The 24,715-nt window shown below is 65.2% G+C and carries 20 protein-coding genes; 2 read left to right on the plus strand and 18 right to left on the minus strand.

The window, feature by feature from the left end; translation table 11 throughout:
• Positions 1-4 precede the first annotated feature (4 nt).
• From HWY45_RS06755 to HWY45_RS06820, 14 genes are all read right to left on the minus strand, one after another.
• A complete protein-coding gene (locus HWY45_RS06755; RefSeq protein ID WP_017334175.1) occupies positions 5-604 on the minus strand; it encodes a TetR/AcrR family transcriptional regulator in 600 nt (199 codons plus the stop codon).
• A 187-nt stretch (positions 605-791) separates the two neighbouring features.
• Positions 792-2,066 (minus strand): cardiolipin synthase ClsB, encoded by a 1,275-nt coding sequence (gene clsB, locus HWY45_RS06760; protein WP_059879896.1) that lies wholly within the window; start codon positions 2,064-2,066, stop codon positions 792-794.
• The gene (nudB, locus tag HWY45_RS06765; RefSeq protein ID WP_059879977.1) at positions 2,063-2,554 is read right to left on the minus strand and encodes a dihydroneopterin triphosphate diphosphatase; all 492 of its coding nucleotides are present in this window, start codon (positions 2,552-2,554) and stop codon (positions 2,063-2,065) included. The genes clsB and nudB overlap by 4 nt, the downstream gene beginning before the upstream one ends.
• A 136-nt stretch (positions 2,555-2,690) precedes the next feature.
• Positions 2,691-4,493 (minus strand): aspartate--tRNA ligase, encoded by a 1,803-nt coding sequence (gene aspS, locus HWY45_RS06770; RefSeq protein WP_059566116.1) that lies wholly within the window; start codon positions 4,491-4,493, stop codon positions 2,691-2,693.
• A 61-nt stretch (positions 4,494-4,554) separates the two neighbouring features.
• Entirely contained in the window at positions 4,555-5,205 is a 651-nt protein-coding gene (locus HWY45_RS06775; protein WP_017334179.1) for a DUF502 domain-containing protein, read from the minus strand.
• A 61-nt stretch (positions 5,206-5,266) separates the two neighbouring features.
• Entirely contained in the window at positions 5,267-5,596 is a 330-nt protein-coding gene (locus tag HWY45_RS06780; RefSeq protein WP_059879900.1) for an FmdB family zinc ribbon protein, read from the minus strand.
• A 94-nt stretch (positions 5,597-5,690) separates the two neighbouring features.
• The gene (locus tag HWY45_RS06785; protein ID WP_059804048.1) at positions 5,691-6,326 is read right to left on the minus strand and encodes a class I SAM-dependent methyltransferase; all 636 of its coding nucleotides are present in this window, start codon (positions 6,324-6,326) and stop codon (positions 5,691-5,693) included.
• A gap of 20 nt (positions 6,327-6,346) precedes the next feature.
• On the minus strand, positions 6,347-7,924 hold the full coding sequence (gene ubiB / locus HWY45_RS06790; RefSeq protein ID WP_059566119.1) for a ubiquinone biosynthesis regulatory protein kinase UbiB: 1,578 nt from the start codon (positions 7,922-7,924) through the stop codon (positions 6,347-6,349).
• A 12-nt stretch (positions 7,925-7,936) separates the two neighbouring features.
• The gene (locus HWY45_RS06795; protein ID WP_059804051.1) at positions 7,937-8,563 is read right to left on the minus strand and encodes a ubiquinone biosynthesis accessory factor UbiJ; all 627 of its coding nucleotides are present in this window, start codon (positions 8,561-8,563) and stop codon (positions 7,937-7,939) included.
• 122 nt (positions 8,564-8,685) lie between these two features.
• Positions 8,686-9,690 carry a Tim44 domain-containing protein gene (locus tag HWY45_RS06800; RefSeq protein ID WP_059879981.1) on the minus strand — a complete coding sequence of 335 codons (1,005 nt, stop codon included), beginning with the start codon at positions 9,688-9,690 and terminating at the stop codon, positions 8,686-8,688.
• A gap of 41 nt (positions 9,691-9,731) precedes the next feature.
• The gene (gene ubiE / locus HWY45_RS06805) at positions 9,732-10,463 is read right to left on the minus strand and encodes a bifunctional demethylmenaquinone methyltransferase/2-methoxy-6-polyprenyl-1,4-benzoquinol methylase UbiE (protein WP_059566121.1); all 732 of its coding nucleotides are present in this window, start codon (positions 10,461-10,463) and stop codon (positions 9,732-9,734) included.
• Positions 10,464-10,515: 52 nt separating this feature from the next.
• Positions 10,516-10,929 (minus strand): gamma-butyrobetaine hydroxylase family protein, encoded by a 414-nt coding sequence (locus tag HWY45_RS06810; RefSeq protein WP_059566122.1) that lies wholly within the window; start codon positions 10,927-10,929, stop codon positions 10,516-10,518.
• Positions 10,926-11,369 (minus strand): HIT family protein, encoded by a 444-nt coding sequence (locus HWY45_RS06815; RefSeq protein ID WP_059804054.1) that lies wholly within the window; start codon positions 11,367-11,369, stop codon positions 10,926-10,928. The genes HWY45_RS06810 and HWY45_RS06815 overlap by 4 nt, the downstream gene beginning before the upstream one ends.
• Positions 11,370-11,450: 81 nt before the next feature.
• Positions 11,451-15,467 (minus strand): DUF3683 domain-containing protein, encoded by a 4,017-nt coding sequence (locus HWY45_RS06820; RefSeq protein ID WP_059879903.1) that lies wholly within the window; start codon positions 15,465-15,467, stop codon positions 11,451-11,453.
• Between the two features lie 521 nt (positions 15,468-15,988).
• Between HWY45_RS06820 and ilvA the strand changes: the two genes are divergently transcribed.
• Together ilvA and queF are read left to right on the plus strand one after the other, a co-directional pair.
• Positions 15,989-17,512: a threonine ammonia-lyase, biosynthetic gene (ilvA, locus tag HWY45_RS06825; RefSeq protein ID WP_059879904.1), complete on the plus strand. Its 1,524-nt coding sequence runs from the start codon at positions 15,989-15,991 to the stop codon at positions 17,510-17,512.
• A 12-nt stretch (positions 17,513-17,524) separates the two neighbouring features.
• On the plus strand, positions 17,525-18,349 hold the full coding sequence (gene queF, locus HWY45_RS06830; protein WP_059804064.1) for an NADPH-dependent 7-cyano-7-deazaguanine reductase QueF: 825 nt from the start codon (positions 17,525-17,527) through the stop codon (positions 18,347-18,349).
• A gap of 247 nt (positions 18,350-18,596) precedes the next feature.
• Here queF and HWY45_RS06835 read toward each other — a convergent pair whose 3' ends face one another.
• The 4 genes from HWY45_RS06835 to HWY45_RS06850 all read right to left on the minus strand — a co-directional run bounded on the left by HWY45_RS06835 (position 18,597) and on the right by HWY45_RS06850 (position 24,715).
• Entirely contained in the window at positions 18,597-19,640 is a 1,044-nt protein-coding gene (locus tag HWY45_RS06835) for a hypothetical protein (RefSeq protein WP_150999219.1), read from the minus strand.
• The gene (locus HWY45_RS06840; RefSeq protein ID WP_230946766.1) at positions 19,637-22,447 is read right to left on the minus strand and encodes a hypothetical protein; all 2,811 of its coding nucleotides are present in this window, start codon (positions 22,445-22,447) and stop codon (positions 19,637-19,639) included. Before HWY45_RS06840 ends, HWY45_RS06835 begins: the two co-directional genes overlap by 4 nt.
• Positions 22,448-22,724: 277 nt before the next feature.
• The gene (locus HWY45_RS06845; RefSeq protein WP_014896068.1) at positions 22,725-23,111 is read right to left on the minus strand and encodes a RidA family protein; all 387 of its coding nucleotides are present in this window, start codon (positions 23,109-23,111) and stop codon (positions 22,725-22,727) included.
• 122 nt (positions 23,112-23,233) lie between these two features.
• Positions 23,234-24,715: an N-acyl-D-amino-acid deacylase family protein gene (locus tag HWY45_RS06850; protein WP_059804069.1), complete on the minus strand. Its 1,482-nt coding sequence runs from the start codon at positions 24,713-24,715 to the stop codon at positions 23,234-23,236.

A 24,715-nucleotide genomic window follows, 5' to 3' on the forward strand; every position in this document is an offset into this window, starting at 1 on the left:
GCCGCTAACGGCTCTCGCTCTGATACGAAACAATCGTCTTTTCCAGCGCGGCCCACGTGAGGCGCACCGCGTCCGGCGTATGCAGGAAGCGCGCGTCGTGATGCAGGCCGAGCGTGAAGCTGTACAGCTCGAAGAGCATCAGGTCCGGATCGGTATCCGTACGCAGATGGCCTTCGTCCTTCGCCTGCGAAATGGCGCGCAGCAGCGCGGCGCGCCAGGCGGTCACGCTCGCCATCAACTGCTCGCGCACCGAGCTGTCGGGCCGGTCGTCGTACTCGACGGCCCCGCTGATGTAGATGCACCCGGTCGTCACCTCCTGGATGCGCTTCTCCATCCAGCGCGCCAGCATCGCCCGCAGGCGCGGCAGTCCGCGCGGTTCGCGCAGGCTCGGAAAGAACACCTCGTTCTCGAAACGATGGTGATACTCGCGCACGACTTCCACCTGCAGATCCTCGCGCGATCCGAAGTGCGCGAACACGCCGCTCTTGCTCATCTGCATGCGCTCGGCCAGCAGGCCGATCGTCAGCCCCTCCAGCCCGTCACGGCTGGCGAGGTCCAATGCAGCTTCGAGTATCGCGGCACGCGTCTGTTCGCCTTTTCGCATAGCTATTTCTGTAACCGTTCGGGGGTTCAAATAAAATCGAACGGCCGTACTATTATTGAGTGCGACCGCCCGCGAAACAAGGAAATTATTAGAAACCGGTGTCTAACCGAGTCGCTATTTTGCGCGATTCGGGCGGCCTTGGAAGCGGTTTTCCGCACGGCCGTGCTGAAAGATGTGAAGTGCCTGCTTAATCGTAGCTGCCGACCGTCAGCGCCTTCATCACGGTGCGGTACGCCGTATAGGCGAGCCAGTTCAGGATACGCTCGCCCAGCGGGCGCGCCGCGTAGCGCGCCGGGTCGATCGCGCGGCCGTCGGCGAACGCGGCGGCGATCGCGTCGCGCAGCTCGTTCGTCACCGTGTCGTGCCGCACCAGCACGACATTGGCCTCATTGTTCAGCATCAGGCTCAGCGCGTCCAGATTCGACGAGCCGACCGTCGCCCAGTTATCGTCGATCACCGCGACCTTGCCGTGCAGTATCGTCTTGTCGTATTCGGCGACGCGCACGCCGGCGCGCAGCAGCGTGTGATACAGGAACGGCACCGCGGTATCGAGCGACGCGAACTCGTTGCGGCCGATCAGGACCCGCACGTCGACGCCGCGCCGCGCGGCACCCGTCAGCGCGCGGCGCAGCTTGCGGCCCGGCATGAAATACGGGTTCGCGAGCAGGATCTGCTGGCGCGCCTTGCCGATCGCGGCGAGGTACGCCTTCTCGATCGTGCGGCGGTTCACGACGTTGTCGCGCGCGACGAACGCGACGCTCGGCTCGGTCACGATCCGCAGCGCGCCGGCCTTGATCCAGCGGTGGCTGCGCATCCAGCGGCGGAACATGTCCGGAAACGCGTCGCCGCCGGCCAGCCCGGCCGCATATTGCGCATACGGCTTGTGGCCGAACTGGATCCGGTGCCACTGCAGCTCGAACGCGGCGCGCACGTCGGACACGACGGGCCCCGCCATCTCGACGCTGAAGTCCCAGCGCGGATGGTCGAGCGTCGCACCGTTCTGCGCGTGGTCGTCGACGATGTTGATCCCGCCGCAGTAGGCGTACGCATGATCGACCACGGCCAGCTTGCGGTGCGTGCGCGAGAAGCCGAAGCGGCCGAACAGGTAGCGGTTGTAGATGCAGTGCTCGATGCCCGCCTGTGCCCACGCGTCGAACAGCGGCAGGCGCGCGGTGCCGACGCCGTCGGTGATCACCCGCACCCGCACGCCGCGGCGCGCGGCCCGCAGCAGCGCATCCGACACGGGCCGTCCGGCCGCATCGTCGCAGAAGATGTAGGTTTCGAGCATCACCTGCTCGCGGGCGGCGTCGATCCGCTCGATCAGCGCGGCGAAGAACGCGTCGCCGCTCTGGCACAACCGCACGGTATTGCCCGCCGTGAACGCCAGCCGCGATGCGGAGCCCCGCTCCTGCAGGAACATCTGGCGCAGCTGCGCGAAGCGCTTGCGGGCTTCGCCGTTCATGCGGACCCGGGCAACGCGTGAACCGGCCCGGCGCGCTCGGGCAACTGCAGGATCGCCTCGGCATTCGACGGCGAGTAGCAGCGCGCGGCCGCGTCGCGATACGGCAGCCATGCATAGTCGACGTGCTCGCGCGGCGCGAGCGTCACGTCGACGCGACGCGGCACGCACAGCCCGAACCAGTGCTCGGTATTGCGCGTGACGCCGGGCGCGTAACGATGCAGGTACTGCGGGTAGATGCTGTATTCGATCCGGTGCCGCCAGTCGACGAGCGCGCTCGCGGGCACGTCCGGACTGCCGACCACGATGCCCGTTTCCTCGGCCACTTCGCGCGCGGCGGTGACGGCGAGCGGCTCGTCGAGCGCGTCCTTCGAGCCGGTGACCGACTGCCAGAACTCGTGCTGGTCGGCACGCTTGATCACCAGCACGTCGAGTTCGGGGGTATAGATCACGACGAGAACGGATTCGGGGATTTTCGGCGACTTCGTCATCTTTGTTTCATCCGGCGCGCCGAACGTGCGGCGGGTGCTGCGACTGTACCGCAAAAAGCGAAAAAGGCGCACCACGGCGCCTTTTTCATCGTGCGTCGCGCGTGTCGCCACGCGCGCGGCAAAAGCGAAGGAGACCTTACGCCTTCGGCTGTTCCGGCTGACGCAAGCGGATGTGCAGCTCGCGCAGTTGGCGCTCGTCGACAGGGCTCGGCGCTTGCGTGAGCAGGTCCTGCGCACGCTGCGTCTTCGGGAACGCGATCACGTCGCGGATCGAGTCGGCGCCGGCCATCATCGTGACGATGCGGTCGAGACCGAATGCGATACCGCCGTGCGGCGGCGCGCCGTACTGCAGCGCGTCCAGCAGGAAGCCGAACTTGAGCTGCGCTTCTTCCGCGCCGATCTTCAGCGCGCGGAACACCTTGCTCTGCACTTCCTCGCGGTGGATACGCACCGAGCCGCCGCCGATTTCCCAGCCGTTCAGCACCATGTCGTACGCCTTCGCGAGGCAGCGGCCCGGGTCGGTCTCGAGGTACTCGAGATGCTCGTCCTTCGGGCTCGTGAACGGGTGGTGCGCGGCAACGTAGCGCGCGTCTTCGTCGTCGTATTCGAACATCGGGAAGTCGACGACCCACAGCGGCTTCCAGCCGGCTTCGACGAGGCCGCTCGCCTTGCCGAATTCCGAGTGGCCGATCTTCAGGCGCAGCGCGCCGAGGCTGTCGTTCACGACCTTCGCACGATCCGCCGCGAAGAAGATGATGTCGCCGTCTTCCGCGCCGGTGCGCTCGAGGATCGCCGCGATCGACGCGTCATGCAGGTTCTTGACGATCGGGCTCTGCAGGCCGTCACGGCCCTTCGATTTTTCGTTGACCTTGATCCACGCGAGGCCCTTCGCGCCGTAGATGCGCACGAACTCGGTGTAGCCGTCGATGTCGCCGCGCGACAGCTCGGCGCCCTTCGGCACGCGCAGCGCCGCGACACGGCCGTCCTTCGCGTTGGCCGGCGTGCTGAACACCTTGAACTCGACGTCCTTCATCGCGTCGGTCAGCTCGGTGAACTCGAGCTTCACGCGCAGGTCCGGCTTGTCCGAGCCGAAGCGCGCCATCGCTTCCGAGTACGGCATGACCGGGAATTTCGCATCCAGCTCGACGTCGATCGTCGTCTTGAAGATGTGACGGATCATGTCCTCGAACAGGTCGCGGATTTCCTGCTCGCCGAGGAACGACGTCTCGCAGTCGATCTGCGTGAATTCCGGCTGACGGTCGGCACGCAGGTCCTCGTCGCGGAAGCACTTGGTGATCTGGTAGTAGCGGTCGAAGTTCGCGACCATCAGCAGCTGCTTGAACAGCTGCGGCGACTGCGGCAGCGCGAAGAACTGGCCCGCGTTCACGCGCGACGGCACGAGATAGTCGCGCGCGCCTTCCGGCGTGCTCTTCGTGAGCATCGGCGTCTCGATGTCGATGAAGCCCTGCTCGTCGAGGTACTTGCGCGCCTCGATCGCGACGCGGTAGCGCAGGCGCAGGTTGTGCTGCATCTGCGGGCGGCGCAGGTCGAGCACGCGGTGCGTGAGGCGCGTCGTTTCCGACAGGTTGTCGTCGTCGAGCTGGAACGGCGGCGTGACCGACGCGTTCAGCACGGTCAGCTCGTGGCACAGCACTTCGATCTTGCCGCTCTTCAGGCCGGCGTTGACCGTGCCTTCCGGACGGTTGCGCACGAGGCCCTTCACCTGGACGCAGAACTCGTTGCGCACGCCTTCGGCGGTCGCGAACATCTCCGCGCGATCCGGATCGCACACGACCTGCACGAGGCCTTCACGATCGCGCAGGTCGATGAAGATCACACCGCCGTGGTCGCGGCGGCGCTGCACCCAGCCGCACAGCGACACGGTTTGGCCCAGCAGGTGTTCGGTCACGAGACCGCAGTATTCAGTTCGCATCGACATGATGTTTGCTTTCGTTCGGTTTGATCAACGGGCGCCGCAACGCGGCCCGGGCAATGATTCTTTACAGCGGCGGCTCGACGGGGCGGCGGGCGGGCGCCGGGGCCGGCGCCGGGGGCGCCACCACGCCCATCGAGACGATGTACTTCAGCGCGGCATCGACCGACATGTCGAGTTCGATGACTTCGCTCTTCGGCAGCATCAGGAAGAAGCCGGACGTCGGGTTCGGCGTCGTCGGGATGTACACGCTCACGTATTCTTCCGTCAGATGATTGACCACGTCGCCGCCGGGCGTGCCGGTCAGAAACGCGATCGTATACGAGCCGCGGCGCGGATATTCGATCAGCAGCGCCTTGCGGAACGCATTGCCGCTGCTCGACAGCAGCGTGTCCGACACCTGCTTGACGCTCGTGTAGATCGGCCCGACGACCGGGATGTGCCGCACGACCGCGTTCCACCACGTGACGAGCTTCTGGCCGATGAAGTTCTGCGTCGCGAGCCCGACGACGAAGATGAACGCGAGCGTCAGCACCGCGCCGATCCCCGGCACCCGGAAGCCGAACATCCGCTCCGGCTGCCACGACTCCGGCAGCAGCAGCAGCGTCTGATCCATCGTGCCGATGATGAGACCGAGCACCCACAGCGTGATCGCGAGCGGGACGAGAACCAGCAGGCCGGTCAGAAACACCGATTTCAGGGTCGTCTTTTTCATCATCTGCCGTCAAAAAACCGCGCCGGAGGCGCGGATTGCGCGCGGCCCGGACGGGCCGCGCCAGTCAACTGCCGGCCGCGGGCGTCGCCGACGGCGCGGGCGCGCTCGCCGCAGGGGCGCTCGCCGCGCTGTCCGAGCCCGCCGCCGGCGCGGCGGCCGGCGCCGCTTCGCCCGACGCGGGCGTGCTCGCCGTCGCGCTGGTGCCGCCCGAGCCGCCGCGGAAATCGGTGACATACCAACCCGAGCCCTTCAGCTGGAAGCCCGCAGCGGTCAGCTGCTTGCGAAATGCATCCTTCCCGCATTCGGGACATTGCGACAGCGGCGCGTCGCTCATCTTCTGGAGCACATCCTTCGCGAAACCGCACGCTTCGCATCGATAGGCGTAGATCGGCATGATTTTTTCCCGCAGAAACTAGAAACGGCTTGCAAAACCTTGAATTATATCCGAAACCCCAACGCGCCCCGGCAATCGCCGCGACGCGCCGGCGTCAGCGGCGGCGCCACGTGAGCCAGCGCTCGCGCCCGTCGAACACGGGCAGCGAATCGGCCACCGGCAGATCCTCGATCAGCTCGAAGTGCGGCCCGAGCAGCGCGTCGAGTTCCGCGCGATCGATGCCGAACGGCGGCCCCTTCGGCGTCGCGCCGATGAAGAAGTAACCTGCCAGCACGCCGCCCGCCGGCAGCAGCGCGGCCATCTTCTGCGCGTAGTCGGCACGCCGGTCGCGCGGCAATGCGCACAGGAACGCGCGTTCGTAGACCCACTGCACGTCGAACGGCGGCGCATATGCGAAGAAATCCGCCTGCTCGACGACGCCCGCGTGCACGCCGAGCTGCGCCTGCGCGGCGGCAACCGCCTGCGCGGCAAAATCGATCGCCCGCACGGGCCAGCCGGCCTGCGCGAGCCACCCGGCTTCCTGCGCGCTGCCGCAACCGGGAATCAGTACCGCGCACGGCTCGCGACGGCCCGCGAACGCGCGAAAGCCGTCGGGCACGCCGCCGTATTCCCACGGCGTCACGCCGCGCGCGAAGCGCTCGTCCCAGAACGATGCGTGACCAGGGTCACGCGTCGAGAAATCCGCTGCGACCGGGGTAGCCGGCGAAGGGTCACGGGTCGGGTCGGGCATCGCGGCTCTCCTTCCTTGCGTCACGCGCTGTAGGCAAGCGCGAGCAGCACCCGCGCGACCAGCGCGCCGACGCCCACGGCCAGGCCGAAGATCAGCAGCGCCTGCAGCAGCCGGTTGGTGCGCTTCTGCTCGACCAGGATCTGCCGCATCAGCTCCTCGCTCGCCGCGCGCGGCGCGTCGTGGCGCGCGGCCATCGCGTGGTGGATCAGGCGCGGCAGTTGCGGCAGCGTCTTGCTCCATTGCGGCGCCTCGACCTTGAAGCGCTCGTACCAGCCGCGCAGGCCGATCTGCTCGGTCATCCAGCGCTCGAGATACGGCTTCGCCGTCTTCCACAGGTCGAGCTCGGGGTCGAGCGAGCGGCCGAGCCCCTCGACGTTCAGCATCGTCTTCTGCAGCAGCACGAGCTGCGGCTGGATCTCGACATTGAAGCGGCGCGACGTCGAGAACAGCCGCATCAGCACCTGGCCGAGCGAGATGTCCTTCAGCGCGCGGTCGAAATACGGCTCGCACACCGCGCGGATCGCGCTTTCGAGCTCCTCGACGCGCGTGTCCGGCGGCACCCAGCCCGACTCGAGGTGCAGCGTCGCGACGCGGTGGTAGTCGCGCTTGAAGAATGCGAGGAAGTTCTGCGCGAGGTAGTTCTTGTCGAAATCGGACAGCGCGCCGATGATCCCGAAATCGAGCGCGATGTAGCGGCCGAAAGTCTTCGGGTCGAGGCTCACCTGGATGTTGCCGGGGTGCATGTCCGCATGGAAGAAACCGTCGCGGAACACCTGCGTGAAGAAGATCTCGACGCCTTCGCGCGCGAGCTTCTTGATGTCGACGCCCGCCGCGCGCAGCGTCTCGACCTGGCTGATCGGCACGCCCGTCATGCGCTCCATCACGAGCACCTGCGACGTCGAGAAATCCCAGAACATCTCCGGCACGAGCAGCAGGTCGAGGCCCGCGAAGTTGCGGCGCAGCTGGCTGCCGTTCGCCGCCTCGCGCATCAGGTCGAGCTCGTCGTGCAGGTACTTGTCGAATTCGGCGACCACCTCGCGCGGCTTCAGGCGCCGGCCATCGGCCCACATGCGCTCGGTCCAGGTCGCGATGTCGCGCATCAGCGCGAGATCGGAATCGATCACGGGCAGCATGTTCGGGCGCAGCACCTTCACGGCGACCGACTTGCCCGCATGCACGCCCTGCTTGAGCTTCGCGAAATGCACCTGCGCGATCGACGCGCTCGCGACCGGCTCGCGCTCGAACTCGTCGAACAGCTCGTCGACCGGCGCGCCGAGCGATTTCTCGATGATCGAGATCGCGACCGACGAATCGAACGGCGGCACCTGGTCCTGCAGCTTCGCGAGCTCGTTCGCGAAATCGACCGACAGCAGGTCGCGGCGCGTCGACAGCACCTGGCCGAACTTCACGAAGATCGGGCCGAGGCTCTCGAGCGCGTGGCGCAGCCGCACCGCGGGCGGGTCGGAATAGCGGCGGCCGATCGTCGTGATGCGCAACAGCAGCTTCACACGCCGGTCGTCGATGCGGGACAGCATGACCTCGTCGAGGCCGAAACGGATGACGGTGTAGACAATCTTGATGAAACGGAAAATGCGCATGCCCGGCGGCCCTCAGTGCGTGCCGCGCGGGCTGCCGCCCGCACGTACGCCGGTTTTTTGTTCGAGTCGCTCGACCCGCTTCTCGACGCGGGCGAGCGCGTCGCGCGCGCGCGCCAGTTCGGCGTCGAAGTCCGCGAGCGACGCACGCCGGACCACTTGCGGATTCTCGTCGAGCCAATACTCGGCGAGAGAATCGAGCACATTGCGGCCGGTGCGGCGCGCGCGGGCGCCCGCGTCGCGCACGACCGTCGCGATCCGGTGCGCAGCCGCGTCGCCGACCAGCTTCGCGAGATCTTCTTCCGGTTCCCAGCGCAGGTGCTCGGCCAGCTTCGCGATCTGCGTCGCGAACTCCGCGTCGCCCTCGATCTTCACATGCTTCATCACGGCCGGCTGCCCGCCCTGCAGGAACGCGGCCACGGTGTCGCCGGCCAGCGCGATCGACACGTCGACGTGCTGCGCCTCCTGCGCATCGACCGCGCTCAGATAGCCATCGGGCTGCACCAGCAGCGTGAGCGTGACGGGCGGCACGTCGAGACGGGCGGTCTTGCCCGCATAGGGAATCAGGCGGTCACGCGCCCAGGATTCGCGCGCGAGCAGGTGATTGACAGCAGCAGCAAAAGGCTTGGCGGCAAAGGTCATCGGGCTGGGAAAGAAAAAACCCGCGCGGGCCGGACGCCCGCGCGGGTTTCTATTGTAACGTCGGATCGGCTGCGACCCGTGTCCGACCGCAAGCCCGGGCGGCAAGCGGTCGCAGCCGGCGCTCAATGTGCGTTGAGCTGCTGGATCCCCGCGAGCAACCAGCCCTGGCCACCCGACTTCGTCAGGTTCCAGACTTCGTCGAACGGCGCGGCCGGCGCACTCGCCGATTCGCGGATCAGGCCGTGGAAGCGGACGCTCGCCGACTGCTCGATGCCGCGATCCTCGATCGCGACCAGCTCGGCGTCGAGCTGCACGACATCGGTCTGGTTCGCCTCGTTGCCGCGCGAGTCGAGATCGATCTTGATCTCCGCGAACATTTCAGGCGTCGTGAACTCGCGGATGTCGGCCAGGTTGCCCTGGTCCCACGCGGCCTGCAGGCGCACGAAATAGACCTTGGCGCTGCGCACGAACGCTTCGGTGTCGAAGCCCGCCGGCACCTGCAGCGGCGCCGCGGCCGCACCTGCCGCCGACGCCGCCCCCGCGCCGCCGCCGAACACGCTCTGCGCTTCGTTCGCGTAGCTGCTGCCGCTGCCGGCCTGGAACGACGGGCCTTGCGAGTAGTTGCCCGACGCCGACGCCGAGCCGCCCGCCGAATACGCCGGCTCGTTCGAGCGGCGGCGGTTCATGAACTTGCGGATCAGCCAGATGCCGACCGCCGCGAGCAGCGCGATCACGATCAGGTTCGACATCATGCCGGCGAACGCCTCGCCCAGGCCGAAGTGCGACAGCAGCGCCGCGATGCCGAGACCGGCCGCGAGGCCGGCGATCGGCCCGAGCCAGCGCGAGCGGTTGGGTGCGGCCGGCGCGGGTGCGGCCGGGTTCGCGCGCTGCGCCTGCGACGGCGCGGCCTGCTGCATCGGCTGCTGGGCCGGCGGCGTGGCCTGGCGCTGCGTAACCGTGGAGTTCTGGCGGCCGATGCTGCGCCCGCCGCCCACACGCTTGGCTTCAGCGTCGAGCGATGCGAACGTGCCGGCCGTCAGCAGGCCGACCATCAGCATCGTGCCGAGCCGTCGCGCCCAGGGCTTCGACGGCTTGCTACGGTTGAACAACGAACGCGATTGGGACATCAGCATCTCCAGATGTAAGGCAAATGTATGGAAAGAACCCCTTAGTACTTGGTTCCTAGGTGTAAAGCTACCACGCCACCTGACAAATTGTAATATTTGACGGCATCGAGGCCCGCTTGTTCCATCATCGTCTTCAGCGTGTCCTGATCGGGGTGCATGCGGATAGATTCAGCAAGATACCGGTAACTGTCTGCATCTTTCGCGAACTTGTCGCCAAGCCACGGTAATACTTTGAAAGAATACAGATCGTACGCTTTTTTCAGCGGTTCCCAGACTTTCGAGAATTCCAGCACCATCACGCGGCCGCCGGGCTTCGCGACGCGGCGCATCTCGGCGAGCGCGGCGTCCTTGTGCGTCATGTTGCGCAGCCCGAACGCGACCGTGACGATGTCGAAGTAGTTGTCCGGAAACGGAATTTTCTCGGCGTCGCATAGCAGCGACGGCGTCACGATGCCCTTGTCGAGCAGCCGGTCGCGGCCGACGCGCAGCATCGATTCGTTGATGTCCGTGTGCCAGACCTCGCCCGTCGGCCCGGCGGCCTTCGCGAACGCCTTGGTCAGGTCGCCCGTGCCGGCCGCGATGTCGAGCACCCGGTAGCCGGGGCGGACGTTCGCCTGCGCGATCGTGAATGCCTTCCACGCGCGGTGCATGCCCGCCGACATCAGGTCGTTCATCAGATCGTAATTGCTCGCGACCGAATGGAACACGCCCGCCACTTTCTTCGCTTTATCGTTTTCCTCGACGCTTTCGAAGCCGAAGTGGGTTTTGCTCATCGCGGTGATCCTCAGTAAATGGCAAGACGGCGCCGAGAGCCGGCGCCGTCGTTCAGTGGCAGTGGCCGTGCGACGCGCCCGCCGCCGGCATCGGGGCGTCGCGATCGACGCCCGCCGCCTTCAGTTTGTCGAAATAGTCGCGCCAGAGCGCGTCCTGGCGCGTGGCCAGCTCGTACAGGAAATCCCACGAATAGATGCCGGTCGAATGGCCGTCCGAGAACGTGGGCTGCAATGCGTAGTTGCCGACGCCCTCGAGCGCGGTGATCGTCACCTCGCGCTTGCCGGTCTGCAGGGTTTCCTGGCCCGGCCCGTGGCCGCGCACCTCGGCCGACGGCGAATAGACGCGCATCAGCTCGAACGGGATGCGGTAGCTCTCGCCGCTCGGGTACTGCAATTCGAGCACGCGCGACACCGCGTGCACGACGACGCCCGACGGAATCGGGGTCGTGGAAGTCAAACCGCTCATGGCTGCCTCGAATCGGTCATTCGTTGAATCTCTTCGCGCACCGCATTGTGCAGCAACGTGGCCTGCGCGGTACGCAGGCGCAGCAGCGCCTCGGACACGCTGCGCTGCCGCGGCGCCCACACGGGCTGCGGGAAATGCGCGTCGTTCGAAAAGCGCGGGATCACGTGCCAGTGCACGTGCGGCACCATGTTGCCGAGGCTCGCGAGATTCACCTTGCTCGGCTGCATCACGCGCCGCACCGCGCGCTCGACCGCGCAGACGACATCCATCACGCGGGCGCGCTCGGCGTCGGCGAGATCGGAGAACTCGGCCACGTGCGCGCCCCAGATCACCCGGCAGAAGCCCGGGTAGTCGTGCTCGCCCGTTGCCAGGACGACGCGCAGCACGTCGTCCTGCCACAGCACCTCGCCGCCGTCTTCACGGCAAAACACGCATTCCATCGTCGGTCCCCTGTGTCGATGAGAGTCAGCGCTTCAGCGCTGACTCCGGCCCCATGCACAGCTAGTGCGGTCAAGCCCGCATTAGACCAGCACGCGCTCGATCCCGCCATGGTTCGCGCGTGCAACGTAGTCGGCCATCCAGTTCTCGCCGAGCACCTGGCGCGCGATCTCGACGACGATGTAGTCGGCCTCGATGTTCGCATCCTCGTTGTAGCGCGACAGGCCCTGCAGGCACGACGGGCAGCTGGTCAGGATCTTCACGTCCGCGCCGTTGGACGCCGGCGCCGGCGCGCTGCCGGCCACGACCGGGATGCTGCGCAGTTTTGCCGCACCCTTGCGGATCTCCTCTTCCTTGCGGAAGCGCACCTGCGTCGACACGTCCGGACGCGTGACCGCGAGCGTACCCGACTCGCCGCAGCAGCGCTCGTTCTTCTCGATCTTGTAGCCGTCCTTCTCCGAGCCCATCAGCTCGTTGACGAGCTTGACCGGATCCATCGTCTTGATCGGCGTATGGCACGGGTCGTGATACATGTAGCGCGTGCCCGTCACGCCGTCGAGCTTCATCCCCTTCTCGAGCAGGAACTCGTGGATGTCGATGATCCGGCAGCCCGGGAAGATCTTGTCGAATTCATAGCCGGCGAGCTGGTCGTAGCAGGTGCCGCACGACACGACCACCGTCTTGATGTCGAGGTAGTTCAGCGTGTTCGCGACCCGGTGGAACAGCACGCGGTTGTCGGTGACGATCTTCTCGGCCTTGTCGTACTGGCCGGCGCCGCGCTGCGGATAGCCGCAGCACAGGTAGCCCGGCGGCAGCACGGTCTGCACGCCCGCCTCCCACAGCATCGCCTGCGTCGCGAGGCCGACCTGCGAGAACAGGCGCTCCGAGCCGCAGCCCGGGAAGTAGAACACCGCTTCCGAATCGACGGTCGTCGTCTTCGGGTTGCGGATGATCGGCACGATCTTGTTGTCCTCGATGTCGAGCAGCGCGCGCGCCGTCTTCTTCGGCAGGTTGCCCGGCATCTTCTTGTTGACGAAGTGGATCACCTGCTCGACCACCGGCGGCTTGCCGACGGTCGCCGGCGGGTGCGCGGTCTGCTTCGCCGTGACCTTCTTCAGCAGGTCGTTCGCGACCCGCTGCGCCTTGTAGCCGAAGCCCATCATCACGCTGCGCGCGGCGTTGATCGTCTGCGGATTGGTCGCGTTCAGGAAGAACATGCCCGCGGCCTGGCCCGGGTTGAACTTCTTCTTGCCCATCTTGCGCAGCAGGTTGCGCATGTTCATCGTGACGTCGCCGAAGTCGATCTTCACCGGGCACGGCGTCGCGCACTTGTGGCAGACCGTGCAGTGGTCGGCCACGTCGTTGAACTCGTCCCAGTGCTTGATCGACACGCCGCGCCGCGTCTGCTCCTCGTACAGGAACGCCTCGACCAGCAGCGAGGTGGCGAGGATCTTGTTGCGCGGGCTGTACAGCAGGTTCGCGCGCGGCACGTGGGTCGCGCACACCGGCTTGCACTTGCCGCAGCGCAGGCAGTCCTTCACCGAATCGGCGATCGCGCCGATGTCGGACTGCTTCATGATCAGCGATTCGTAGCCCATCAGCCCGAAGCTCGGCGTGTACGCGTTGCGCAGGTCGGCGCCGTCGAGCAGCTTGCCCTTGTTGAAGCGGCCGTTCGGATCGACGCGCTGCTTGTATGCGCGGAATTCGGCGATCTCGTCGTCGGTCAGGAACTCGAGCTTCGTGATGCCGATGCCGTGCTCGCCGGAGATCACGCCGTCGAGCGAACGCGCGAGCGTCATGATGCGCGCGACCGCCGCGTGGGCGTCCTGCAGCATCTCGTAGTTGTCGGAGTTGACCGGCAGGTTCGTGTGGACGTTGCCGTCGCCCGCGTGCATGTGCAGCGCGACGAACACGCGGCCGCGCAGCACCTGCTTGTGGATCGCCTGCGCCTCGTCGAGGATCTGCTTGAACGCGCCGCCGTTGAAGATCGCGCGGAGCTCCGCGCGGATCTCCTGCTTCCACGAGATCCGCACCGTGCGATCCTGCGTGACGTGGAACACGTTCACGCCCGGCTGCTGGTCGACGCGATCCGCGAACTTCTCGGCGAGCGCCTCGTAGCCGAGCTGCACGAGGTAGTGCTGCGCCTCGCGCAGCGGCATGTCGAGCCGGTCGCGCACGAATTCCCAGCGCGCACGCACCCGCTTGAGCAGCTCGAGCGCCTGCTGCACGCGGTCTTCCAGCAGCTCGGCGCTCGGGATCTCGTTCGCGTCGTCGGTCTTGCCGAGCGGCAGGTTGCCGGTGCGGAAGAACGCTTCCAGCGCGTCGATCAGCTGCAGCTTGTTCTTCAGCGACAGCTCGATGTTGATCCGCTCGATGCCGTCGGTGTACTCGCCCATCCGGTTCAGCGGGATGACGACGTCCTCGTTGATCTTGAACGCGTTGGTGTGCTTCGCGATCGCGGCGGTGCGGCTGCGGTCGAGCCAGAAGCGCTTGCGGGCCTCCGCGCTGACCGCGACGAAGCCCTCGCCGCTCTTGCCGTTCGCCATCCGGATCACTTCCGACGTCGCGTGCGCGACCGCATCGGCGTCGTCGCCGACGATGTCGCCGATCAGCACCATCTTCGGGAACGCGTTGCGCTTGCTCTTGGTCGCGTAGCCGACCGCGCGCAGGTAGCGCTCGTCGAGGTGCTCGAGGCCCGCGAGGATCGCGCCGCCCTGCTTCGACGTCTCGAACAGGTAGTCCTTGATCTCGACGATGCTCGGAATCGCCTCGCGCGCCTGGCCGAAGAACTCGAGGCAGACGGTGCGCGTGTGCGCGGGCATCTTGTGCAGCACCCAGCGCGCGGACGTGATCAGCCCGTCGCAGCCCTCCTTCTGCACGCCCGGCAGGCCCGCGAGGAACTTGTCGGTGACGTCCTTGCCGAGGCCTTCCTTGCGGAACCGGCGGCCCTCGATCTCGAGCATCTCGCTCTTCAGCAGCTTCTCGCCCGGCGCGTACGCGCCGTCGAACCACTTCAGCTCGAAGCGGCCGACCGGAATGTCGTGGATCTTGCCCTGGTTGTGCTCGTGGCGCGTGACTTCCAGCCAGTTGCCGTCCGGGTCGACCATCCGCCACCAGGCCAGGTTGTCGAGCGCGGTGCCCCACAGCACGGCCTTCTTGCCGCCCGCGTTCATCGCGACGTTGCCGCCGATGCAGGACGCGTCGAGCGAGGTCGGATCGACCGCGAACACGTAGCCGGCCGCTTCGGCCGCCTCGGTCACGCGGCGCGTGACGACGCCCGCGCCGGAGAAGATCGTCGGCACCTTGTGCGCGACACCCGGCAGCTCGGTGAGCTCGACCGCGCCGAGCTGCTCCAGCTTTTCGGTGTTGATCACGGCAGAGAACGGCGTGAGCGGCACCGCGCCGCCCGTATAGCCGGTGCCGCCGCCGCGCGGGATCACCGTCAGGCCGAGCTCGAAGCAGGCCTTGATCAGGCCCGCGATCTCGGCTTCGGTATCGGGGGTCAGCACGACGAACGGGTATTCGACGCGCCAGTCGGTCGCGTCGGTCACGTGCGACACGCGCGACAGCCCGTCGAAGCGGATGTTGTCCTTCTGCGTGCAGCGGCCGAGCGCCTTGGTCGCGCGGCGGCGCAGCTCGGCCATCTTGTCGAATTCGTCCGCGAACTCGTCTACCGCGCGCTGCGCGGCGGCCTCGAGCGCCCCGACGCGCACCGCGCGCTCGCGGCCCGCGTCGTCCTGGTGGGCGGTCAGGTCGGCGCGGCGGCGCTTCTCGATCTCGCCCAGGCGGTGGTTCAGCGCCTCGATCAGCAATGCGCGGCGCTTCGGGTTGTCGAGCAGGTCGTCCTGCAGGTACGGGTTGCGGCGTACGACCCAGATGTCGCCCAGCACCTCGTACAGCATCCGGGCCGAGCGGCCGGTGCGGCGCTCGGCGCGCAGCTCGTCGAGCACGGCCCACGCTTCCTCGCCCAGCAGGCGGATCACGATCTCGCGGTCGGAGAACGAGGTGTAGTTGTACGGAATCTCGCGCAGACGGGGCGCGGGGTCGGCGGCGACGGCGGCGGCCGCGCCATGCGGATCGAAAACTTGTGGTGCGTTCATGTTCGGACGACTCGGAGGGCCGATACACCGTGCAGGGGCGTCGGCGAGCGCGGTGGGCGCAATCTTGGGGAAATCTGTTCTGTTACCAGGCGGGCGACCGCATTGCGTGGGGTCGATACGGCCTGGCGGCACTCGGAGCCATCACCACGATCGCGCGCGGCGCGCATGCCGTTCCGCCGCGGGGCTGGCTGCGCGCGGCGACGGCGTCGAAGGGGCGATCCGAGGGTGCCTCTGCATCTTCCGATCCTTGATTCAAAACGAAATTCTAACTCATGATCGGGCATCGCGTGAGGGGTCGGACTGGCTGTGGGGGTATGGCCGGAAGCCCCGCCAGCCGGGGCGCAGCGCGATTTCGTGCGGCCATTCGCCGTCCGTCCGGTCGGTAACCGGCCGGTTAAGCGCGGAAAAAAACCGGCCGCCTGCCCGCAATACGGTGCGCAATCGCATGGGCTGGGAGGCAAAGGCGCCTTGGCGCTATCATTGATCTTTTATGTCTGCATCCGCACTGCACGCGAGCGCCCATGGCATCCCACGACTATCTGAAGAAAATCCTCACCGCGCGCGTCTACGACGTCGCGATCGAGACGGAGCTCGAACCGGCCCGCAACCTGTCGGCCCGGCTGCGCAACCCGGTTTACCTGAAGCGCGAGGACAACCAGCCGGTGTTCTCGTTCAAGCTGCGCGGCGCGTACAACAAGATGGCGCACATTCCGGCCGACGCGCTCGCGCGCGGCGTGATCACCGCATCGGCAGGCAACCACGCGCAGGGCGTCGCGTTCTCGGCGGCGCGCATGGGCGTGAAGGCCGTGATCGTCGTGCCGATCACGACGCCGCAGGTGAAGGTCGACGCGGTGCGCGCGCACGGCGGCCCGAGCGTCGAGGTGATCCAGGCGGGCGAATCGTATAGCGACGCGTACAAGCATGCGCTGCAGGTGCAGGAAGAACGCGGCCTCACGTTCGTCCACCCGTTCGACGATCCATACGTGATCGCGGGCCAGGGCACCATCGCGATGGAGATCCTGCGCCAGCACCAGGGCCCGATCCACGCGATCTTCGTGCCGATCGGCGGCGGCGGGCTCGCGTCCGGCGTCGCCGCGTACGTGAAGGCGGTGCGCCCGGAGATCAAGGTGATCGGCGTGCAGGCCGAGGATTCGTGCGCGATGGCGCAGTCGCTCAAGGCCGGCCAGCGCATCGAGCTGAGCGAAGTCGGCCTGTTCGCGGACGGCACCGCGGTGAAGCTCGTCGGCGAGGAAACCTTCCGGCTCTGCGGCGAATATCTCGACGGCGTCGTGACGGTCGACACCGACGCGCTGTGCGCGGCCATCAAGGATGTGTTCCAGGACACGCGCAGCGTGCTCGAGCCGTCCGGCGCGCTCGCGGTCGCGGGCGCGAAGCGCTACGCGGAGCACGAAGGCATCGAGAACCAGACGCTCGTCGCGGTCACGTCCGGCGCGAACATGAACTTCGACCGGATGCGCTTCGTCGCCGAGCGCGCGGAAGTGGGCGAGGCGCGCGAGGCCGTGTTCGCGGTCACGATCCCCGAGGAACGCGGCAGCTTCAAGCGCTTCTGCTCGCTCGTCGGCGAGCGCAACGTCACCGAGTTCAACTACCGGATCGCCGATGCGCAGGCCGCGCACATCTTCGTCGGCGTGCAGATCAAGCGCCGCGGCGAATCGGCGGAGATCGCCTCGAACTTCGAGTCGCACGGCTTCCAGACGGTCGACCTGACGCACGACGAGCTGTCGAAGGAGCACATCCGCTACATGGTCGGCGGCCGCTCGCCGCTCGCGCACGACGAACGCCTGTTCCGCTTCGAATTCCCGGAGCGCCCGGGCGCGCTGATGAAGTTCCTGTCGTCGATGGCGCCGGACTGGAACATCAGCCTGTTCCATTACCGCAACCAGGGCGCGGACTACAGCTCGATCCTCGTCGGCCTGCAGGTGCCGCAAGCCGACCGCGCGGAGTTCGAACGCTTCCTCGCGGCGCTCGGCTATCCGTACGTCGAGGAGAGCGGCAATCCGGCCTACCGTCTGTTCCTGTCGTAACCGTCACGCACCATGAATCCCGAACATTCCCCGCTCGGCAAGGCGACCGTCTACAACAACCCGTACGACGCGTCGCTGCTGTTCCCGATCCCGCGCGCCGGCGCGCGCGAGCAGATCGGCATCACGTCGTCGCTGCCGTTCTTCGGCACCGACATCTGGAACGCCTACGAGCTGTCGTGGCTGAACGCGCGCGGCAAGCCGCAGGTCGCGGTCGCGACGTTCTTCGTGCCGGCCGAATCGCCGAACATCGTCGAATCGAAATCGTTCAAGCTGTATCTCGGCTCGTTCGCGCAGACCGTGTTCGAATCCGTGGAGGCCGTGCGCGACACGCTGAAGCGCGACGTGTCGGCCGCGTGCGGCGCGAGCGTCGCCGTGCAGCTCGTGTCGCCGCACGACTTCCGCAAGCTCGAGATGGACGAGCTCGACGGGCTGTCGCTCGACCGGCTCGATCTCGACACCGACATCTACGAGCCCGATCCGTCGCTGCTCACCGCTGCGCACGACGAGGCGCCGGTGGAAGAGACGCTCGTGTCCGACCTGCTGAAATCGAACTGCCCCGTGACCGGCCAGCCGGACTGGGGCAGCGTGCAGATCCACTACGTCGGGCCGCAGATCGACCACGCGGGCCTGCTGCGCTACATCATCTCGTTCCGCAATCACACGGGCTTTCACGAGCAGTGCGTCGAGCGCATCTTCCTCGACATCCTGCATGCGTGCAAACCGGTGAAGCTTGCGGTGTATGCGCGTTATACGCGGCGCGGCGGGCTCGACATCAACCCGTTCCGCACGAACTACAACCAGCCGATGCCGGATAACGCGCGGACGGCGCGGCAGTAAATGAAGTGAAGCTGGCGGGCACTTCGCGGCCCGCCAACACAGACTGCTTGCTGAAAAAAATCGTCTTCGCGGACGCTAGGCGCGAAGGCAAATAACATCGTAACTTGCTGCGAATAACAAAAAAATAGACCTTCTTTCTCTTGGCGAAGACCAATGGAACGATATACCCCCTGACAATTGCTTGATAGATACGGTCGTTATTGCACGCAATGATGTCTTCCATCCAAGAGTCCCCGAGCGATTCATGTCACTGCTTGATCGCTAGTTGATCGGCTTTCATCCATCGAAGCAAGTGTTTCCCGGAAGCGTTGACGTAATCCACGTATACCCAACCAACAGGAGACTGCTTCAACACCGTTACGACATCGTTCTGGATCAGATAGGCTCGGCTCGCGTTCGTCTCATCGGGTGCGGTATAAAGAGTCGCTTTTTGAACCGATACGGTTGCGATTCGATGCTCCGTTGCCGCCGTTGTTGACCTGGATGCACGAACGGCACCGCCATTCGCCTTTGAGAGCTCGACATCGATTAGTCGCGCATCACTTTCGGCACCGGCCGCATGCAAGGCGGCGGCAATCTTCCGATAAGACTCACGATTAGCCGATGACAATGGATCGCAACGCAGGAGATTGTCGGCACCGGCGGCGTCGCGAATTGTCAGTTCCGGGGGTTGACCGGTACCAATGAAGCCCAATTGTCGGCTTACCGATGGTCGATCCCTCTTCACCATCATATAGGTCTGCTCGTCGGTTCCCCACTGCGCCGGGCGGCCATCCTGCCATCCTGCTCCACATATCTCGCCAGTTTGATCGGCGGTAATACATCCGGTGCGGATCTCGATCATCGAACAGTACTCCCGACTCAGCACGGACTCCGGTTGCCCTGGCCCCGTCGATACTGTTCCCTGTTCACCTCGCGCGACGACTACGTATTGACCAGACGGCGAGATATTGCCCTCGCTGGGAGGTTCCATTTGCGTGCTGCCATCCGCGTTCGACTCATCAGTTTTTTGCAGCAGGTCGAACCCCATTCCATTCGGGAAGTAGAAAACTGCATTTTTCCAGGAACGTTCGGGCAATGGATCATGAGGGTTCACAGCGTTGCTATAGACAATTTCTGCCCCGCCCGGCAATGCAAACTGAAGTGTGGACTGGGGCGCGGCGGCAGCAAGGCCGTTTAGTAACACGATCTTGACGAACACCGTGCCGATACGAACAACATGAAGACGAGACAAGCCGATTCGAAACAGCAAGGCAGTTGGAGTCATACATTCAAAAATCGCGCTTTTCACGACGGCATTCCCAAGATTTGCTCCAGATGATGATATCGGCCAGGTGCGACCGACACCCCATTAACATTCGCCATAGCACGCGACGGGCCGTAGTCCTGCACAATGCTCGCTTCGTACGCGCTCCTGTTTTCCCCCCACTCTGCAGGATTGCGCGAGACCGTGGGATTGCGTTGAAAGAATCGATCCAGCGAAGCTTTCATACTGCTTGACGTAGCACTGGGCCAATTGACGTCCTGATCCAAGACGGTCGCTCGCCCGAGTGACGAATGCAGATAATCCCCGATTCGATACGGATAACCACGAGGGAGCTTATCAATGGCTCGATTGAGACGGGCGATGAAATCCTTGATTTGCAGCTCTTGATATAGGGGCGAAGACACAGCGTGAGCCATCGATGCGATTGGAGGACACTCCACGGACTTGCCGAAAGTCTCTTTCGAAAAATCACGCCGCAGCGCAGCGTAAAGATCGCCTCCAATCAGCCGAATACCATTTGTAAATGTCGAGTGCGCATACCCCAACACTGCTTCATTGCCCGAGCCAGTGACAGTCCAACCGCAATTGGAAAAATATTGTTGGTATTCGTCAGGATATGCATCTCGGAAATCGGCAATCTGAACAGCTAGTTCGCCCTTGCTTTCCGAGCCACGGATGGTCTTCTGCATTGCCCCAGCGCTAATAATCGCTATGTCGATCGCCTGAACTGTATCCACCTTGCCTTCGTTCTGGGCCATAGCGCGCACAATCTTCTCCTCTGTCTCGCTTATGGTCCCGTTGGTCCGCAGCGTAGTTAACGCCGGGCAGTCACCCAATGATATCGATCCCGTATGTAGCGGCCCGTACCAAAAGGTATCCGCAGACTTTTTGAAGCGCGTCCCAGTAACCGTCACGCAACAACCACAGTCGCAATCCCCTCCACTTTGAGAGAAAGCGCCAATAATGCCAATCGGATTGACATGAAAAAAAATCGGCCCGGGGAATCCCGGGATGTGGGCTCTCACGTCATCCCACCACGCGAGCTTATCGATGCGCTTCTGTTCTTCCTCGTGCTGTGGCTTTGGGCCCCCTTGCTTTTCCAGCTCGGCAATCAATTGCTTCCATTTCGACGGGTTTGCCCACTCGCTTTCATGCTCGACGATCAGCCGAGATGCAGCCTGCATAAGCCACGGATATCCGCCACGCTCGGTCTGCGACAGCGTGCACAGTTCGTCCGCCGCTTGTTTCCCATCGCCTTTTGTGAAAAGGGCGTCGTATACCTTGAGCATCAACGGGCTAAGATTCACACGTGAAGCGAGATCGGCAACATTGGCGCCGCGCGCATAGTCAACCCACTTCTGGGTCGTGGCAAAGATCGTATGCGCTACGTCATGGGCATCCGCCACGCATTCGAAGTCGATCCACTTCTGCGCGAATTCCCGCGTTACCCGGCCGCTCGGGTGGTTAAAGTCGCACACCCAACCATCGATCGGCTGACCGTGCGCATTCACACCGCCTACGTGCCACCAGTTCACCGGGTAACCCGGATCGGGATTGGGGCGCGGCTCGGGAATCCGCCGATTCGGGTCACGCGCCAGTTCGCCGAGCGAATACACCTGGACTGTGTCTGTCTTTCTCGACTGCGGGTCGGCGCCTGGGACAAACTTCTTCTTATCCTCCGTACGTTGACAGAGGACCGTACCCGGAGCGATTCGCAAAATCGTCGGCTCGACGGGCAAGCCCAGCGCCGTCCAGTGCTCCTTGTGCGGGCCGTGCTCGTTGACCCATGCCCTCCCCTGTTCGAGAAACGACTGGATACTGTCGTCGCAAAACACCTCGATGTGCGCCATCCGGGTTCCGGACGTGCATTGGTTCAGCGAGTCGTATCGGCCGAGGTGGCCGATCAGTTCGCCCGCCTTGATCGGGATACCCTCTGCTTTCTGTGAGGCCGTTGTCACGATCACCCTATCGAATATCGAGTCGGGGAATACTTCCTGAACAACTGGCCCGCCATTTTCCTGGCCGAGATAAACCCAACCGCCGATGGTACCGGACGGCTCGACATAGCCGCCTGCCTCGGCCGGATACGGCGACGCGCCATGCAAGTCAGCTACCTGGCCCCAACCTTTCTCCCTCTTACCAATGCTGACGCTCGCTCCGTGCGGAAGAATACCGATCGTTTCGCCGCGGGGATGACTTTTGCGAACCCGCAGCCCCAGTTGAGCCGGATCCGGCACCTGCCCGCCACGACCCGGTGCCGGCTTGTCCTGAGCATGCTGCGTCACCTGCCACTGCCTTGACCAGTATGTCGGCTTCTCCCGCTTCGGGAAGTTCGCATAGTCTTCGTGCGACATCAGGTGCATGTACAGGCTGTAGAACGTCAGCGTCTTGCCTCGCGGAAATTCCATCGTGTGCCGCACCAGCGCAAAGCCGGTACTGTACGGTGCCTGAACCGGTGCATTGCTGCTGGTCGATGCGATCTCGCTGACCGGATAGGTCTTGTTGATGCGAAACGCGATCAGCACGCCGTCGGCAATGCAGCGCAATCCCGCCTCGAGATCTAGGACCTGTCCGGCACCCGCCTCGGTGACGTGAATTCCGCCGTGCCACATCCCCTTGCGGCTGACGAGATACGTGCCGGTCGGCTCGCGTTCAGCAAGCAGCCGGTAAATCTCATGCTCGTCGGTAAATCTTGAAGACTTCCCGGATTTGCTTTGTTCTTTGCGCAGGAAAGGAAAGGCAAACGGCAATTGCTTCAGGCGGGAAATGACGGTCTCGGGAGTTGGTGATGCCTTGTTCGGTGCGGGCTTGTTGGTCACGATCTGACTCATCCAGAGAATTCTTATCTTGACAAGACCATACAATGCGATCTCGGATTCCGTTTATCCAAGATTGTCGACGCTATTCTCGAACAACATCCCAACCTCGGCTCTTTCCGCCAAGCGAAAGCGACGCGTCTTCCCCACGGTTGGAACGGCTTTGTTACAAAACGCTAAATCCCGGCATCAAACGCAACCGACAAGAAATCAATCGAACCCGCCTCTACGCAACGGGGCCGGCACATGCCAATGCGCCAGCCCCGTTGAACAACGATTCGCAGTCGCCGCGTTACTTCACCGGCGCCTTGTAAGCGATGCAATCGACCTCGACCTTGCAGTCGATCACCATGCTCGACTGCACGCACGCGCGCGCCGGCGGATGCTCGCCGAAGTACGACACGAATACCTTGTTGAACGACGCGAAATCGCGCGCGTCGTCGAGCCACACGCCGCAGCGCACGACGTGCTCGAGGCCGTAGCCGGCTTCCTTCAGGATCGCGATCACGTTCTCGATCGTCTGCTTCGACTGCGTGACGATCCCGCCTTCGACCACCTCGCCGTTCACCATCGGCGTCTGGCCCGACACGTACAGCCAGCCGTCGGCTTCGACCGCACGCGCAAACGGCATCACCTGGCCGCCCGTGCCCTTCGCTTCGCCTACGCCATATCGCTTCATCGTTTCACTCCTGTGTCGACCAGAGTTGGCGCTTCAACGCTTACTCTGGTTCCATGCAACGCTGGGTTGCGGATGCGCGCGCCGTGCGCGGCACGCACGGAAGTTGTGCCGGGCGCCGCGCGTCAGAACGCCGCGCCGGCGCTCGCCGGCGCACGCGCGCCGCGCGCGACGAAGCCGCCCGCGCGTTCGCCGGTCGGCTGGCCGTCGCGGTAGGTCAGCACGCCGTTGACCCACACCGCGTCGATGCCGTGCGCGGGCTGCTGCGGCCGGTCGAAGGTCGCCGCGTCGATCACGCTGTCCGGATCGAACAGCACGAGATCCGCGTGGAAGCCGACATGCACCTCGCCGCGCCCGACGAGCCCGAAGCGGCGCGCGGACAGCGACGTCATCTTGCGGATCGCCTCCTCGAGCGGCAGCAGGCCCGTCTCGCGCGCGTAATGGCCGAGCACGCGCGGAAATGCGCCCCACAGCCGCGGATGCGGCAGCGGATCGTTCGGCAGGCCGTCGGAGCCGACCATCGTCGCCGGATGCGACAGGATCCGCCGCACGTCGTCCTCGGACATGTTGTGGTACACCGCGCCCGCCGGCCGGATCCGCTGCGCGGCTTCCTGCTCGGTCACGCCCCACTCGGCCGCGATCGTCTTCAGCAGCTTGCCCGCGACTTCCGGATGCGGCTCGGACCAGGTGATCGTGATGTCGATGTCGCCCGTCACCTGCTTCAGGTCGAGCGTCGACGAGCTGCGGCTGTACGGATAGCAGTCGCAGCCGACCGGCTGATAGCGGCGCGCGCTTTCGAGCGATGCGAGCACCTCGGTGCTGCGGCCCCAGTTCGACGGGCCCGCGCATTTCAGGTGGGAGATCACGACCGGCACCTGCGCGTGGCGGCCGACGCGATACGCCTCGTCCATCGCATCGAGGATCGCGTCGAATTCGGTGCGCATGTGCGTGGTGTACAGCGCGCCCGCGTTCGCGAGCGGCTCGGCGAGCGCCATCACCTCCTCGGGCGGCGCCGCGAACGCGGAACCGTACGCGAGGCCCGACGACAGCCCGAGCGCGCCATGCGCGAGCGCTTCCTCGAGCTGTGCGCGCATGCCGGCGATCTCGCGCTCGGTGGCCGCGCGATCGAGGCGGTCCATCTGGTTGTTGCGCAGCGCGGTATGGCCGACCAGCGCCGCGACGTTGACGGCCGGCCGCGCCTCGTTCACCGCCGCGACGTAGTCGGCGAAGGTCGGATACAGGAACGCGGCGCGCTCGCCGAGCAGGTTCATCGGGTCAGGCGGGTCGCCCGCGAGCGTCACCGGCGACGCGCTGATCCCGCAGTTGCCGACGATCACCGTCGTCACGCCCTGCGTGATCTTCGGCAGCATCTGCGGCGAGCGGATCACGTGCGTGTCGTCGTGCGTGTGCACGTCGACGAAGCCCGGCGCGAGCGCGCGGCCGTTCGCCTCGACGACCGTCTCGGCCAGCCAGTTCGACAGGTTGCCGATCGCCGCGATCATGCCGTTGCGGATCGCGACGTCGCGCGGGACGGGCGGCGCGCCGGTGCCGTCATACAGCTGCGCGCCGACGATCAGCGTATCGGCGGCTTCGGGATGCGAATGCAT

The organism is Burkholderia stagnalis, assembly GCF_902830275.1.
In the GTDB taxonomy this organism is placed as follows: domain Bacteria; phylum Pseudomonadota; class Gammaproteobacteria; order Burkholderiales; family Burkholderiaceae; genus Burkholderia; species Burkholderia stagnalis.